The sequence below is a fragment of the Winogradskyella sp. genome, from assembly GCF_965228925.1.
Lineage (GTDB): Bacteria > Bacteroidota > Bacteroidia > Flavobacteriales > Flavobacteriaceae > Winogradskyella.
The window spans coordinates 5233498-5247134 of record NZ_OZ245845.1; the positions used below are offsets into that span (position 1 = coordinate 5233498).

The following is a 13637-nucleotide window of genomic DNA, read 5'->3' on the forward strand; positions in this document are numbered from 1 at the left end:
TTTTACACCCCTAATGAGCTACGCTCGGTATCTTCAATTAAAGCTATCGCTTTAATTTCGATAATCCTCAAGGGGACACCCCATATTGTCAAAATGGAAGGTTTGTCACATCGACGTTTCCTCCCGACAAGATAATTCCTATTTTTTTATTTTTAAATTCTTCTTTGCTTTTCAAAACTGCAGCAAATGGTACAGCACAAGAGGGTTCGATAATAATTTTCATTCGCTCCCAAATGATTTGCATGGCTTCTACAATTTCATCTTCCTCAACACGTATTATTTTCTCCACATGCTCTTTTATGATAGGAAAATTACAATCACCTAAATGTGTACGCAGTCCGTCAGCAACGGTATGAAAGCTAGTATTGGTTTCTATTTTTCCCGAAATTAAAGAGCGGTACGCATCATCTGCTTCCATAGGTTCGCCACCAATAACCTTGCACCTGGTTGAAAAATATCTTGCTGCCAAAGCTGTTCCTGCAATAAGTCCGCCGCCGCCAACCGGTGTTAAAATTACATCTAATTCTGGATATTCCTCTAATAACTCAATAGCAGCTGTGCTGTTGCCGTAAATCACCTCATCTTGATTTGAGGGATGTAAAAAAGAGGCGCCTTTTTCCGCTTTTATTTTGTTCGCTGTTGCTTCTCTTGCTTGTGGTGTAGATTCGCACTCAATAATTTCACCTTCATAAGTTTTAACGGCATCCTTCTTAACCTGTGGCGCGTTTTCTGGCATCACAATATAGGCTTTAACTCCCAATTTTTTGGCAGCCAATGAAACTGCTTGGGCAAAGTTTCCTGAAGAATGTGTTACTACACCTCGTTGCCGTTCTTCATCGGTTAAAGACAATATCGCATTGGATGCACCTCTCATTTTAAAGGCTCCCATTTTCTGGAAGTTCTCGCATTTAAAAACAACATCAGCATCCACCATTTCATTGATTAAACATGAGCTTAACACAGGTGTTTTATGAATAAAAGGTTTTATTCTGTTATGGGCTTCTATGAGGGTTTGTTTTAGACCGGTTTGATTGTCCCCTTGAGGGGACTTTAGGGGTGTTTTTAAATTCTTTACTTTTTCTTCCAAAGACATTGAAATACTGAACATGTTATTTTTTATGTCTTCGTCACTGAATCTAATAAATTTCACTCCGTATTCTTCAAGTTTATCTTGTCTATTTTTATCTTCAAAATAGCGGTACTCATGTGAGTTCCCATCAATCTCTATAGCCAACATGAGTTCATGACAGTAAAAATCAACAATGTAATTCAACATTGGAACTTGTCTATGAAATTGAACACCAAGGGCCCGGTTTTTAATTCTCTTCCAAAGTAAAACTTCTGCTAGAGTGCTATTATTTCTAAGCTCTCTTGCATAGTCTTTTAATTTTGGATTGTATGGAATTATTTTGTTTTTCAATATTTACACCCCTAAAGTCCCCTCTAGGGGACAATTCTCAATATTAAAGTTTATCTTCAATAAGATCATTTATTTCCCTTCGAAATTCGGCTTTCGTTTTTCTATAAATGCGGCTACACCTTCTTTATAATCGTCACTTTGAGCAGCTTCAATTTGATACTTAGACTCCATGTCTAATTGTGCTTCTAAAGTATTGGCCATGGATGCGTTGAATAATTCCTTAATCATACCTAAGGCTTTGGTTGGCATATTAGCCAACTTCACCGCTAATTTCGCAACTTCATCATTGAACCGCTCCAACGGTATGACTTGATAAATCATTCCGATGCGCTCTGCCTCTTCTGCTGATACTTTATCTCCTAGCATGGCTAATGCTTGTGCTTTTTGAAAGCCTACTAATCGTGGTAAAAAGAAGGTTCCTGCACTATCCGGCACCAAACCTATTAAGCTAAAGGCTTGAATAAAACTCACCTTTTCGTGAGCAACTACGATGTCACAGGCTAATGCAATATTAGCTCCGGCTCCTGCGGCTACACCATTAACTGCTGCTATTACGGGCTTCTTTATAGTTCTTATTCGCTTTATTATTGGGTTGTAATGTTCTTCCAATATTTTTTTGAAGCCAGGATTCAATTCGGGCGTTGTAACTTCTTTTAAATCTTGACCTGCGCAAAATGCTTTTCCGCTGCCCGTAAGTACAATGGCCCTTACTTCCGAATTGGCCTCACATGCGTCAAAAGTCTCTTGAAGACGTAATGCCATTTCGCGGTTAAAGCTATTGAACACTTCTGGTCTGTTGAGCGTAATGTACGCTACTTTATTCTCTATCTTTAAAAGAATTGATTCGTTACTCATACCTTACTTCCCCAATATTAGGGATTTTTAATTACACTTGCATCTATGTTAATGAGATGCTGAAACAACACTTCGACTACGCTCAGTGTGACAGTTCAGCATGACAACAAGTTGTCATTTTAAACATTTAAAATAATCGAATGGCTCGTGACAATCGTCACATTGAAATTGTGCTTTACAGGCCGTTGAACCAAACTGACTTACTAATCTTGTATTCCTTGAGCCACAATTTGTACACTTTACCAAACGCTTTCCTTCTAACAACACACTTTTATCCGCTTCGGCATTTAATGGCGCGGCAATTCCATAATCTTCTAAGGCTTTTCTACCTCGTGGTGTAATCCAATCTGTTGTCCATGCTGGATGTAAGATTAGATCCACTTCTGACTCATAACCCGCATCTTTTAAGGCTTTCTTGATATCATCCCCAATAACGTCCATTGCTGGGCAACCGCTGTAGGTTGGTGTAATCTCTACGTTCACCTTACCATCAACAATCACGGCCGATCGCACAACCCCCATATCCATAATAGACAGCACCGGAATTTCAGGATCTGACACCTCTTCCAGAATTGGAATTAATCCTTGATCTATATTTTGCTCTGTTGTGGTCATAGTTATTACTAAAAAAACAGAAATGTTATAAATTATTTCTCAATACGATTTTCTATCGAAAATTACTTCTAATAACTTAATTACTGTAACAACACCCCTATGAGCTACGCTCGGTATCTTCAATCAAAGCTATTGCTTTAATTTCGATATCCTCAAGGGGACAATCGGGAATCTTATATCGTTTCATATAATGAGATGCTGAAACCCGTTCAGCATAACAAATCATAGATTTGCTACCATTCCATATTGGGATATGCCCGTTGCATATATTGTAATTCGGCCAAAATATAACCTAAGTGCTCGGTATGTACGCCTTGCTTACCACCTTTTTGGAAGTACTTTGTTTCTGGAACTTTTAAAGTGGCTTCTTCGAGAACTTCTTTGACATAAGCATAATACGCTTCTTTCAATGCGGTAACATCAACACCAATGACTTCGGAGACCATGGCCTTGTCGGCATCAGTTTGATGGAACAATTCATCTGTATATATCCAGAGGTCATTAATAGCTTCCTGTATTTTTTCATGACTTTCATCCGTCCCATCTCCTAAACGCCTAACCCAGTCTGATGAAAAACGTTCGTGGTAGCTCACCTCTTTTACGCATTTATTCGCAATTGCTGACAATGTCAAGTCCGAACTTTTTTGCAATTCTTTGAGAAATGCTAAATGATAGGCATCAAATAAAAACTGTCTTCCAATAGTATAGGCAAAGTTGGTATTGGGTTGTTCTACCAGTAATATATTTTTATAGTCGCGTTCTTTGCGCAACATGGCGATATCGTCTTCTGTTCTTCCATCTCCTGCAATTTTGCCTGCATACTGAAAATAACTACGCACCTGACCAAAAAGATCGAGTGAAATATTTGTGCAAGCAATATCGGTTTCTAGATTTGGCCCATGACCACAAAGCTCACCTAAGCGTTGACCCAGAATTAAGCTATTATCTGCTATTCCGAGGATATAGTTGTATAAATTTTCGTTTTTCATAATTTTTCTGAAGACGAAGATAAAACTGAAACCGAAGACGAAATTAATATCGCTTCAAAATGGTCACTACAATTCTTATTAACTCGTCATTTTCTTTTTGTAAGGGTTTTAATTCTTCTTCTGTAAATATTTTTGCCTTAATTTGAATATTTATGTTTCTCAAACTTTCTCTTAATTCTTTGAGCGTAATTCTTAATTTATTAGCCTTATCTTTATCTGATGCTGCACCAAGATATTCACCAAAATTTAAAGCCGATGAACAAGATGATCTAATTAACTGTTTTGCCAGATAATCACCTGAATAACTCAAAGGTCTTTTGTCGTAAAAAATTATTATTGACGCTGCAAAGTCTTCTAATCTACTATCTAAATCATAATTTTTCATTCAAAACGAATTCATCTTCGACTTCGACTTCAGTTTCGTACTTTTTTTACATATGTTTTACCTCATCCGGGACGTCATAAAAGGTGGGATGACGATATACCTTATCTTGAGCAGGTTCAAATAGTTCGCCATTATTTTCCGGATTGGATGCCGTAATATGTTTGGATTCCACAACCCATATACTTACACCTTCATTTCTTCTGGTGTAAACATCCCTAGCATTTTCAAGCGCCATTTCAGCATCAGCAGCATGCAAACTTCCAAAATGCCTGTGTTCTAATCCATTCTTACTTCTTACGAAGATTTCCCAAAGTGGCCAATTTTTTGTTGCCATATCGTTATAATTTTAAACCGCTTGTTTTTCTTTTCTCGCTTGTTTCTTTTCAGCATAAGCCATGGCAGCGTCTCGCACCCATGTGCCACGTTCCCAAGCACCAACCCGTGCTTTCATTCGTTCTTTATTCATAGGGCCATGACCTTTAACCACCTGCCAAAACTCGTCCCAATCAATTTCTCCGAAGTCATAACTTTGACGTTCTTCATTCCATTTTAAATCTGCATCCGGCACCGTTAATCCTAAAACATCAGCTTGTGGAACTGTTTGATCTATGAATTGCTGACGTAACTCGTCGTTGGTTTTACGCTTTAACTTCCACTTCATAGATTGCTCGGTATGTACCGATTTATCATCTGTTGGCCCTAACATCATTAAACTGGGCCACCACCAACGATTTAGTGCATCTTGAGCCATTTCTTTTTGCTCTGGCGTTCCGTTACAAAGCTTCAGCATGATTTCGAAACCTTGTCTCTGGTGAAAACTTTCCTCCTTGCATACGCGAATCATAGCTCTTGCATATGGTCCATAAGATGTGTTGCACAAGGGCACCTGATTAATAATGGCAGCACCGTCCACTAACCAACCAATGGCTCCCATATCTGCCCAGGTCAATGCTGGGTAATTGAATATACTTGAATACTTTGCTTTTCCTGTATGTAATTGCTCATACAATTCTTCTCTAGACACCCCAAGTGTTTCACAAGCACTATATAAGTATAGACCATGCCCGGCTTCATCCTGCACTTTGGCAAGCAAAGCGACCTTACGTCTTAGAGAAGGTGCTCTGGTAATCCAATTACCTTCTGGCAACATACCGACAATTTCAGAATGTGCGTGTTGAGAAATTTGCCGAATATGCGTTTGGCGGTACTTCTCTGGCATCCAATCTTTAGGTTCGATTTTTTCGTCACGCGCAATACGCTCGTCAAAATGTTCTTCTAGACTTCGACTTCGCTCAGTCCCCTGACTTCTAATTTGTTCTTCGCTCATAGTTTTTAGCTTTTGGCTATTAGCGCTTAGCTATTAGCTAATCATTTTATTTTCTTTTTCAATATCTTCTATACATCGAAATCAACAACTACTTTTTCTGTTGTTGGCACTGCTTGACAACTCAATACGAGATTTTGTGACACTTCTTTTTCATCTAAGGCATAATTAATCATCATTTCTACCTCTCCCTCTTTAACTTCACATTTGCATGTGCTACAGACACCTCCTTTACACGCAAATGGCAAATCAGCTCCGGCACCTAAAGCTGCATCCAAAATATTGTTATAGTCTTTAGTCATGGTGAATAAAAACTCTTTACCACCATCGACTATGGTAACTTCAACACCTTCTACATTTTGTTGTGCCAATCGCTCTTGGCGCTTAATATCTTCTTCTGTAAGTCCTGTAACGAATAGTTCAAAATGCACTAATTCTTTCGGTAAGCCTGCATTGATTAAATATTGACTGACATAATTTACCATTTGTTCTGGACCACATAAAAACACTTCACTGGTATCGGGAATATCAATAAAGATTTTGGTTAGCACATCCATCTTATCATCATCAAATCGACCATTGAATAACTCTATATCTCTTCGTTCCTTGGTGAGGAAATAGTAAATTTCCAACCTCCCAAAATAGGTGTTTCTAAGCTGCTCAAGTTCTTCCTTAAAGATAATGGATTTTGCCGTTTTATTGACGTAAAATAATTTGCACGTCGAATTTTGTTCTTCAGACAAATGCGTTTTAATCATTGAAATAACCGGAGTAATTCCACTTCCTGCCGCAAAGAACAAATAGTTTTTAGCATGCTCTGGATGGCAGTCCACACCAAATGTTCCACTTGGTGCCATCACATCAAGATAGTCACCTGCCTTAAGTTCTTCATTGATATAGGTTGAGAATTTTCCGCCAGGTATTTGTTTTACTGCAACTTGCCATTTCGCTTCATTTGGACTAGAGCACAATGAATACGAACGACGCACATCTTCTCCGTTGATATCCGTTTTCAAGGTTAAATGCTGTCCCTGTCTGAATCTGAAAACATCAGATAACGCTGAAGGCACATCAAAGGTTACGACTGAAGTGTCTTCTGTTTCCTTATAAATATCTTTAACTCTTAAGCTATGAAACTCTGCCATTTTATGTCGCTATCTAAACGCGGTATCCTTTAATTATACTTCTAAAACTTATTTATGCAGTTCCTGATTTGTACCACCTCAATAGCTTTGAGTGGGCTTCGGTCAGAGGAACGTTAACAAACTAACAGTTGTTAGTTTACGTAGCAAAGTTATAAAATTATATCTAAACTATTTGTTAATTCCTTTAATGAGGATCTGGTTGAGTGTTGTAGATAATTCCTTGAGATCCAATTCTTCTTTTTTAGGTATCCAGATATAGAGCGATCTGAGTGTTGTTAATATTGAGAACATCATCGTTTCTGGTCTTTCATTTACAATTTCGCCAGAAGCAATCCCTTCTTCGAGAATACTTCTAAAATCATCTTCATAGTTACTTCTCAACTGCTTATAATAATCACGCTTTGCAGTGAGGTGCATCCAATCGTTATTCAACGAAGCCATACCATAAATATTCTGACTCGATAAGCTCACATGCAGCTCAATAATTTGTTTGAGTTTACCAATACAGTTGTCCCCCGAAGATTGTATCCGTCGCATCCCTTCTGTAAACGCTTCCGCCAAGGAGATAATAATATCATCGAGGATATCTTGCTTTGAATCAATATGATTATATAGGCTTGCAGCCTTGATCCCCATTTCCGAAGCCAAGTCGCGCATAGTAACAGCACTATAACCCTTTTCCTTAAACAACCTTGCGGCTATTCTAATTATTTCTTGTTTTCGGGTTTCTGCTTTATTGTTCAAAGTTTTAAGTCAATTAGTTTTAAGGATTCGACCGACTCAATAGGCGTCTGATCATATTTTAAAGTCCAACCTAAAGAATTTGTAAGAATAAGGAATTTGGACAGCTCACTAATTAGTCTGTTTTGGGCATTTGATTTTAAATCTGATTCTTCTATTTTTTTCATCAATGCCGCTCTGACAGTGGCCTTAATTTCATTATAATCCTTGGCTTCAAATTGATTTAAAAAGTCTTCTTGAATATCGTAATACTCTAAATCTGGACTGATTTTTATTTCCTCCTCCGGAATATTTAAAATCTGTAATGTCTTATTGACCTCATCTATTTTGTATTCGATCTTACTCAGATCATAACCCACCGTTACATCAGCATTTACGATAACTATAGCTTGCTTTTCCGCCTCTAATAAATCAGCAAATATCGACTTAGAATTTTTATACGTGTATACTTCACTAAAATGCCCTTCGGTAACCACCAGCTTACCAACATTTTTAATCTGCTCTTGAATTAGGGTCGTATTTTCTTGCAGGGTAATCTTATCCTCTTTTTTATCTCCACAGTACTTAAAAGTATATAATACAATGAGTGTTATGATAACTCCAAATAAAATCTTTCGCATAAGCTAATTTAATCAAATTACATCTCATAGCTCATTTAATACCATTTTTACATCCTGTTTTTCTGAATTACATCGAAGGTCTAAGCCATTTATCTATAAAAAGTGTAATGCGTCTTAGTTCTCTTACTCACAATCAACTATTTAGTAATTTAACATGTTACAATGCTGTTATCCTTCAATTTTTATAACAGTAACAGTGCTATTAATCCATTTTAATGCTTAAAAACTTTACTATACCGGTTTTTATGTTTTTGATGCTGGCCTCCTATGGTCAAAAATCAACTTTATTGCAAAATGTTAATTTTAGAGCAAAAGACTTAAAGCATGGTTTAAATGAAATTGGAGACAGTCTAATTTTAACAAGCGAAAAAACCATTTATAGCGTAGAAATATTTAATCAGGATTTTGAGAAAGTTGTTGACGTAGCTGCGAACGAAACCAAAATTCCATTAAACGACACACCCCTGGGGCGTCTTGTTGTTCAAGCAAAAATGCAGAATAAGAGAATCATAATGACACTCTTAAGGCATGAGGAAATAGAAATTATTTCGGAAGAACAATTAGAAAGTGACCCTATAAGTAATACTGTAATTCCTGAAAGGGATATGAGATACGCAGACGTCATTTCTAAAACTAATCCACGAATCATTGAGCATGACGTCGCATTAAATGCAAAAAATGAATCGATTTTTGTGATGGTTGTTCAAACGCCCGTAAAGCATGAAATTGAAAAGCCTATAGTGCGCAATGAAGAACTCCCTAGATCGGATATGAAATCCAGAAGAAGTTTATCAAGCATGCTTAACTGGAAACCAAAAAAAGCTAACACAAGTAGTAAAGTTTTTTGGATTTCCTATTTGGTAAACAGTGGTACAAACTCAGCAAAATCAATGAGAATGGTAAGCCATAGTGAAGCGGACGAACTTATTTCTAGATATAAGCTTGAAAACAAGACCCAACAAGGCAAACTAAATAAGTTGACCATTTGGGAAGTATATGATGCCAATAACTTTATCAAAAAACAATCTGAAAACCGCGATTACGTTCATTCTTCAGAATCTGACCTATTCGATGTCATACCTTATTTTACTTCTGAAGCGCCATCGAAGTTATATTAATGCCTTCTAAACATTAACTAAACGAGGGTATAATCAACCCTGTTTTTTGCTTTACATCGCTTTTGAAAGTACCTCAACTAAAAAAAACGCAACACAGCTTAAATTTATTCTCAGTCAAGTAGTTAGTTATAATTTTACCAACAGATACATAGCATATTTCTAACCTCAAATCTTAAAGCAAATATGATGTATAAAAACCTACTTGCGCTACTTATGCTCTTTTTGACTATGGTATCAAATAGTCAGGATATCGTTTTGCTTAAAAATTTTAATCCGAAAGCCAAAGTACTCCAACATCATTTAAATAAGACCAGAGACAGCTTGATTCTGGACTGTAGCCAAAGCATTATCAAAGTAGACCTATTTAACGGCGATTTTGAAAAAACGGTTGAAGTCAACAATTCTAAAGTCAATATTACTTTAAACGATATTCCTGTAGGTGAATTTATGATTGAAGTTCAATTAGACGACAGGACTATAATTATGGAATTGATAAGGTATGATCGTGCTAAGAATTCGTCCAATGCATGTGACAGTGGCGAACTTGCCTATGAAAAAGGCACTATGTTGGACGAGAATTTAAATACTATAAATGTTACCACTACAAATAGAATTGAAAATTTGCTATCACCTAGAAAAAGGACCGCAAAAAAGAAATTCTTTTGGGTGATTCTTAAAATAAGTAATGCTCCAGGATCTGCTAAGACCATGAAACTGGTGGATGAAACTATTGCAAAAAAACTGATTCAAAAAAACAAGCTTGAATCAAATAATGCAACTAGAAAATTCAATGAATTAATAGTTTGGGAAGTCTATGATTCTTCAAAATTCATGCAAGCACAACTTGCAGACCCCAATTACATCAATTCTACAACTTCAGACCTCTTTAACGTTATCCCCTATTATACGACTACAAAAAACCTGGTCGCCGTTAAGTAAGATGGCATCATTTGGCGAAATTTAAATCACAAACTTTTGTCAAAAGGCATAACAGCTTTTTGGTTTTTGGCTAACTTGGTGTACTAAGTCACCTCAAAAATGAAAACTGCAACACGATTTTCTTGTCAGCTTTTAGCTCTTTTAGTCATCACACTTATATCCTGTAATGGGCATCCAAAAGTAGATTTAGAATTGGAAAAGAAACAGATTCTAAAGCTTCATCATGCACAACGCGATTATCATTTCAACAAGGATTCCATTGCCTTTGCCAACCAACTCTCGGAAAATTTTATTTCAGTAAACAAGGGCATTATCAACAGTCCAAATCAAAGTGAAACCATATCAAGATACCACAACTATTTTACTAGTGTCGAATTTTTGAAGTGGGACGATGTATCCGAACCAATTATTAAGTTCTCGGACGATGGTACTATGGCTTACACCATTGTAGATAAAATCGTTGCCGTATCCCAATTAAACGAAAACAGCGAGACTGTTGAAGGTCAAACGCATTTCGTATGGACTGCTATTTACAGGAAATACGAAGACCAATGGAAAATTGATTGTGTTACTTCTACTAACAAACCTTTAAATTGATGAGATATCTTAGGCTTATAGTCTTATTAGGAATTTGTTCATTATACACCCAATGTGCAGTTGATAGAACAATTAACAACTTGACAAATACAGAGCAAAAAACGCTCAACGAGTTTAAGCAATTAGACTCCATTAACAAATTACACATTACAGAGGATAACGAACCAGGTGAAAAACTAGTGGTATGCGTAACACTTGTTAACAAAGCCAACCTTAAGGTTTTGCCAAACCAAAAAGTAAGGTTTTACCATACTTCCGATAAGGGCGAATACGACCCTGTAGATATCAATGATGAGTCAACTGCCAGACTAAGCGGTGAGGCTTATACCGATAAGAAAGGTAAAATTTATGTTGAAACTATTTTACCGGGCGATTACGGAAGTTCTGAAGACAATCGGCATATTCACACCTCGGTATTTGGTGCTCAACCGGAGGCTTATGACATCAATTTTAATCAATATACTGGTCATATGGGTCGAAACTTCATTAATGGAAGTGATCAACATTTTTTAGCCGATTTAAAACGATCTAATGACGGTACCTTAGTATGTTTTATCACGATAGAAGTAAAAAATCCTAGACCTTGAACAGCACATGAATTGTTTAAAAAAAGGCATTCATATCATTTTTATCTTGTTGATTTCCTATAGCTGTAACACGTCCAAATCAATAAATAAAGCTCAAAAAAAGACCACTAGAATTTTGTTTATTGGTAATAGCCTGACTTATACCAATGATCTTCCAAAACTTGTAGAAACCGTTGCACAAGAAAAGGGATTGCATATAAAAACTAAAACTATTGCATTTCCTAACTATGCGTTAATGGATCATTGGGGTGACGGCATAGTTCAAAAAGAGATACAGACAAAAAAATACGATTTTGTTATTGTACAACAAGGTCCTTCTTCGCAAGCTTTTGGAAAAAAAGTCCTAATTGATTACGGTAAAAAGTTCAGCGATTTATGCAGGCAAAACAATGCTCAATTATGCTTTTTTATGGTTTGGCCATCACGATCTTATTATAACACTTTTGATGGTGTTGTTAAAAACTACAGCGAAGCTGCAAGATTAAATAATGCCCTCCTATTACCTGTTGGCGAAGCATGGAGAACGCACTTCAATACAACCAAAAACTTTGACTATTATTCTAATGATGGTTTTCATCCGACGCTTAAGGGAAGCCGAGCAGCCGCAAAGATTATGATAGAATATATTTTTGGAAAATAAACATTATTTTTAGCTTATGGCATATGACGAACATCTCGGAGACAGAATCCGTCAAATCATTAAGACCAAAAACGTTTCTTTTTATGATAAAAAAATGATGGGTGGACTGGTTTTCATGGTCAATGACAAAATGTGTTGTGGTACGCACATCGACAAAAAGTATGGTGACAGTTTACTCATGGCAAAAATTGGAGTTGAGGGATACAATGAAGAAATTCACAAAGAAGAGTGCCTGCCAATGGATTTTACGGGTAGGCCCATGAAAGGCTATATTTTTATTACTCCAAAGGGATTTGATATGGATGAGGACTTGGAATATTGGATTAATAAAGCTGTAGACTATAATAAAATGCTTTATCAAAAAAATTAGATACATGAGCTCATCCTGTCTCATATAAATTCGACGTGTTGAAAGTGAAAATCATCTCTGTAAGAGAACATCCGGAATTTAAAACTAAGGCAATAGCCTATTTTCAAAAAAGTTGGAAAAGCGTTTTACCAGAGATTTATGAAGACGCCATAACGCATAGCATTAGTGCCAGAAATTCGCTACCCCAATGGTATTTGTTAGAAAAGCACAATGAAATTATAGGTTGTTCTGGTCTCATAACAAATGATTTTATCAGCAGAGGAGATCTATACCCATGGCTTTGTGCTTTATTTATTGAAGAACCTCATAGAGGTAATTCTTATGGTCTTTTGTTGATAGAAAAGGTCAAAATGGATGCTGTACGATTAGGATTTGAATATCTCTACTTATGTACCAGCCTTATCGGTTATTATGAACAATACGGCTTTGTGTATATTGGTCAAGGCTATCACCCCTGGGGAGAAGCATCTCGAATTTATGAATTGAAACTACAAGGGTAACCATTAAAAATCTATGAAGGATAACTTTTCTTCTCAATCCAGCAATTATGCCAAGTACAGACCTACCTATCCTTCTGACTTATACGCTTATTTAAACACAATTGTAACTCACCGGCAAAATGCTTGGGACTGTGGCACTGGTAATGGGCAAGTCGCCACAGTTTTAGCCAAATCTTTTGAACGTGTTTTTGCTACAGATATGAGCCAAGCGCAAATTGACAATGCGATACCAGCTAATAATGTTATCTATTCCGTTCAACCGGCAGAAGCCACTAATTTCAATAATAAGTTCTTTGATTTAATTGTCACAGCACAAGCCATTCATTGGTTTAACTTCGAAAAGTTTTACAATGAAGTTAGAAGAACGGCAAAAGAAAATGCAGTACTGTGTATCATTGGCTACGGTAGAATCGAAATCTCTCCTGAAATCGACTACAGCATCACAAACTTTTACCACAATATCATTGGAGACTACTGGGATAAAGAACGTCAATATATCGACGACAACTATCAGACCCTTCCATTTCCATTTGAAGAGATTGAAACACCTACATTCATCAACCAACAACAATGGAATTTAGAACACCTTCTAGGATACTTAAACACATGGTCTGGGGTAAAACATTTCATTAAACATAAAGGCTATAATCCAGTTAATGATCTTAAAGATGAATTAGGCCAATTATGGAAAAGTGAAACACATAGGACCGTAAGATTCCCTATACTCTTAAGAATTGGAAAACTATAGACCTTACTAACTACGATCCCATACTTACAATTTGAATATATGAA

The 13637-nt window shown here is 36.6% G+C and carries 18 protein-coding genes and 1 pseudogene; 8 read left to right on the plus strand and 11 right to left on the minus strand.

The features are described 5' to 3' along the window. Positions 1-88: 88 nt before the first annotated feature. The 11 genes and pseudogenes from ACO052_RS21595 to ACO052_RS21645 all read right to left on the minus strand — a co-directional run bounded on the left by ACO052_RS21595 (position 89) and on the right by ACO052_RS21645 (position 8094). Positions 89-976 carry a pyridoxal-phosphate dependent enzyme gene (locus ACO052_RS21595; RefSeq protein WP_422108094.1) on the minus strand — a complete coding sequence of 296 codons (888 nt, stop codon included), beginning with the start codon at positions 974-976 and terminating at the stop codon, positions 89-91. A gap of 183 nt (positions 977-1159) precedes the next feature. Continuing rightward, positions 1160-1420, minus strand: a pseudogene (locus tag ACO052_RS21600) (endonuclease domain-containing protein); the annotation flags it as partial. A 69-nt stretch (positions 1421-1489) separates the two neighbouring features. Further along, on the minus strand, positions 1490-2275 hold the full coding sequence (locus ACO052_RS21605; RefSeq protein ID WP_422105878.1) for an enoyl-CoA hydratase-related protein: 786 nt from the start codon (positions 2273-2275) through the stop codon (positions 1490-1492). Positions 2276-2389: 114 nt separating this feature from the next. Further along, entirely contained in the window at positions 2390-2890 is a 501-nt protein-coding gene (paaD, locus tag ACO052_RS21610) for a 1,2-phenylacetyl-CoA epoxidase subunit PaaD (protein ID WP_422105879.1), read from the minus strand. A gap of 233 nt (positions 2891-3123) precedes the next feature. Further along, positions 3124-3879 carry a 1,2-phenylacetyl-CoA epoxidase subunit PaaC gene (gene paaC, locus ACO052_RS21615; RefSeq protein ID WP_422105880.1) on the minus strand — a complete coding sequence of 252 codons (756 nt, stop codon included), beginning with the start codon at positions 3877-3879 and terminating at the stop codon, positions 3124-3126. Between the two features lie 43 nt (positions 3880-3922). After that, complete coding sequence (locus ACO052_RS21620; RefSeq protein WP_422105881.1) at positions 3923-4264, minus strand: four helix bundle protein; 342 nt, start codon at positions 4262-4264, stop codon at positions 3923-3925. 46 nt (positions 4265-4310) lie between these two features. Continuing rightward, the gene (paaB, locus tag ACO052_RS21625) at positions 4311-4598 is read right to left on the minus strand and encodes a 1,2-phenylacetyl-CoA epoxidase subunit PaaB (RefSeq protein WP_299366463.1); all 288 of its coding nucleotides are present in this window, start codon (positions 4596-4598) and stop codon (positions 4311-4313) included. A 12-nt stretch (positions 4599-4610) separates the two neighbouring features. Next, positions 4611-5591, minus strand: a complete 981-nt coding sequence (paaA, locus tag ACO052_RS21630; RefSeq protein ID WP_422105882.1) for a 1,2-phenylacetyl-CoA epoxidase subunit PaaA — start codon at positions 5589-5591, stop codon at positions 4611-4613. A 68-nt stretch (positions 5592-5659) separates the two neighbouring features. Next, positions 5660-6733: an FAD-binding oxidoreductase gene (locus ACO052_RS21635; protein ID WP_422105883.1), complete on the minus strand. Its 1074-nt coding sequence runs from the start codon at positions 6731-6733 to the stop codon at positions 5660-5662. 168 nt (positions 6734-6901) lie between these two features. Continuing rightward, positions 6902-7477, minus strand: coding sequence for a TetR/AcrR family transcriptional regulator (locus ACO052_RS21640; protein ID WP_422105884.1), 576 nt, complete (start codon positions 7475-7477; stop codon positions 6902-6904). After that, positions 7474-8094, minus strand: a complete 621-nt coding sequence (locus ACO052_RS21645; protein ID WP_422105885.1) for a DUF4230 domain-containing protein — start codon at positions 8092-8094, stop codon at positions 7474-7476. Before ACO052_RS21645 ends, ACO052_RS21640 begins: the two co-directional genes overlap by 4 nt. A gap of 215 nt (positions 8095-8309) precedes the next feature. On the opposite strand from ACO052_RS21645, the gene ACO052_RS21650 reads away from it, so the two are divergent. The 8 genes from ACO052_RS21650 (at position 8310) to ACO052_RS21685 (ending at position 13593) form a co-directional block, all read left to right on the plus strand. Beyond that, positions 8310-9212, plus strand: a complete 903-nt coding sequence (locus ACO052_RS21650; RefSeq protein ID WP_422105886.1) for a hypothetical protein — start codon at positions 8310-8312, stop codon at positions 9210-9212. Between the two features lie 183 nt (positions 9213-9395). Next, positions 9396-10151, plus strand: a complete 756-nt coding sequence (locus ACO052_RS21655; protein WP_422105887.1) for a hypothetical protein — start codon at positions 9396-9398, stop codon at positions 10149-10151. Positions 10152-10250: 99 nt separating this feature from the next. Continuing rightward, positions 10251-10748, plus strand: coding sequence for a hypothetical protein (locus tag ACO052_RS21660; RefSeq protein ID WP_422105888.1), 498 nt, complete (start codon positions 10251-10253; stop codon positions 10746-10748). Next, on the plus strand, positions 10748-11335 hold the full coding sequence (locus ACO052_RS21665) for a hypothetical protein (protein ID WP_422105889.1): 588 nt from the start codon (positions 10748-10750) through the stop codon (positions 11333-11335). Before ACO052_RS21660 ends, ACO052_RS21665 begins: the two co-directional genes overlap by 1 nt. A 7-nt stretch (positions 11336-11342) precedes the next feature. Continuing rightward, the gene (locus ACO052_RS21670; RefSeq protein ID WP_422105890.1) at positions 11343-11975 is read left to right on the plus strand and encodes an SGNH/GDSL hydrolase family protein; all 633 of its coding nucleotides are present in this window, start codon (positions 11343-11345) and stop codon (positions 11973-11975) included. A 16-nt stretch (positions 11976-11991) separates the two neighbouring features. Then, positions 11992-12345 carry a TfoX/Sxy family protein gene (locus ACO052_RS21675; RefSeq protein WP_422105891.1) on the plus strand — a complete coding sequence of 118 codons (354 nt, stop codon included), beginning with the start codon at positions 11992-11994 and terminating at the stop codon, positions 12343-12345. A gap of 44 nt (positions 12346-12389) precedes the next feature. Beyond that, a complete protein-coding gene (locus ACO052_RS21680) occupies positions 12390-12845 on the plus strand; it encodes a GNAT family N-acetyltransferase (RefSeq protein WP_422108095.1) in 456 nt (151 codons plus the stop codon). Between the two features lie 13 nt (positions 12846-12858). Further along, positions 12859-13593 carry a class I SAM-dependent methyltransferase gene (locus ACO052_RS21685; RefSeq protein ID WP_422105892.1) on the plus strand — a complete coding sequence of 245 codons (735 nt, stop codon included), beginning with the start codon at positions 12859-12861 and terminating at the stop codon, positions 13591-13593. Positions 13594-13637: the final 44 nt, after the last annotated feature.

Coding starts and splice junctions, on each gene's coding strand:
- ACO052_RS21605 (WP_422105878.1), bottom strand. CDS start 2,275: ATGAGTAACGAATCAATTCTTTTAAAGATAGAGAATAAAGTAGCGTAC.
- paaD (WP_422105879.1), bottom strand. CDS start 2,890: ATGACCACAACAGAGCAAAATATAGATCAAGGATTAATTCCAATTCTG.
- paaC (WP_422105880.1), bottom strand. CDS start 3,879: ATGAAAAACGAAAATTTATACAACTATATCCTCGGAATAGCAGATAAT.
- ACO052_RS21620 (WP_422105881.1), bottom strand. CDS start 4,264: ATGAAAAATTATGATTTAGATAGTAGATTAGAAGACTTTGCAGCGTCA.
- paaB (WP_299366463.1), bottom strand. CDS start 4,598: ATGGCAACAAAAAATTGGCCACTTTGGGAAATCTTCGTAAGAAGTAAG.
- paaA (WP_422105882.1), bottom strand. CDS start 5,591: ATGAGCGAAGAACAAATTAGAAGTCAGGGGACTGAGCGAAGTCGAAGT.
- ACO052_RS21635 (WP_422105883.1), bottom strand. CDS start 6,733: ATGGCAGAGTTTCATAGCTTAAGAGTTAAAGATATTTATAAGGAAACA.
- ACO052_RS21645 (WP_422105885.1), bottom strand. CDS start 8,094: ATGCGAAAGATTTTATTTGGAGTTATCATAACACTCATTGTATTATAT.
- ACO052_RS21650 (WP_422105886.1), top strand. CDS start 8,310: ATGCTTAAAAACTTTACTATACCGGTTTTTATGTTTTTGATGCTGGCC.
- ACO052_RS21655 (WP_422105887.1), top strand. CDS start 9,396: ATGATGTATAAAAACCTACTTGCGCTACTTATGCTCTTTTTGACTATG.
- ACO052_RS21660 (WP_422105888.1), top strand. CDS start 10,251: ATGAAAACTGCAACACGATTTTCTTGTCAGCTTTTAGCTCTTTTAGTC.
- ACO052_RS21665 (WP_422105889.1), top strand. CDS start 10,748: ATGAGATATCTTAGGCTTATAGTCTTATTAGGAATTTGTTCATTATAC.
- ACO052_RS21670 (WP_422105890.1), top strand. CDS start 11,343: ATGAATTGTTTAAAAAAAGGCATTCATATCATTTTTATCTTGTTGATT.
- ACO052_RS21675 (WP_422105891.1), top strand. CDS start 11,992: ATGGCATATGACGAACATCTCGGAGACAGAATCCGTCAAATCATTAAG.
- ACO052_RS21685 (WP_422105892.1), top strand. CDS start 12,859: ATGAAGGATAACTTTTCTTCTCAATCCAGCAATTATGCCAAGTACAGA.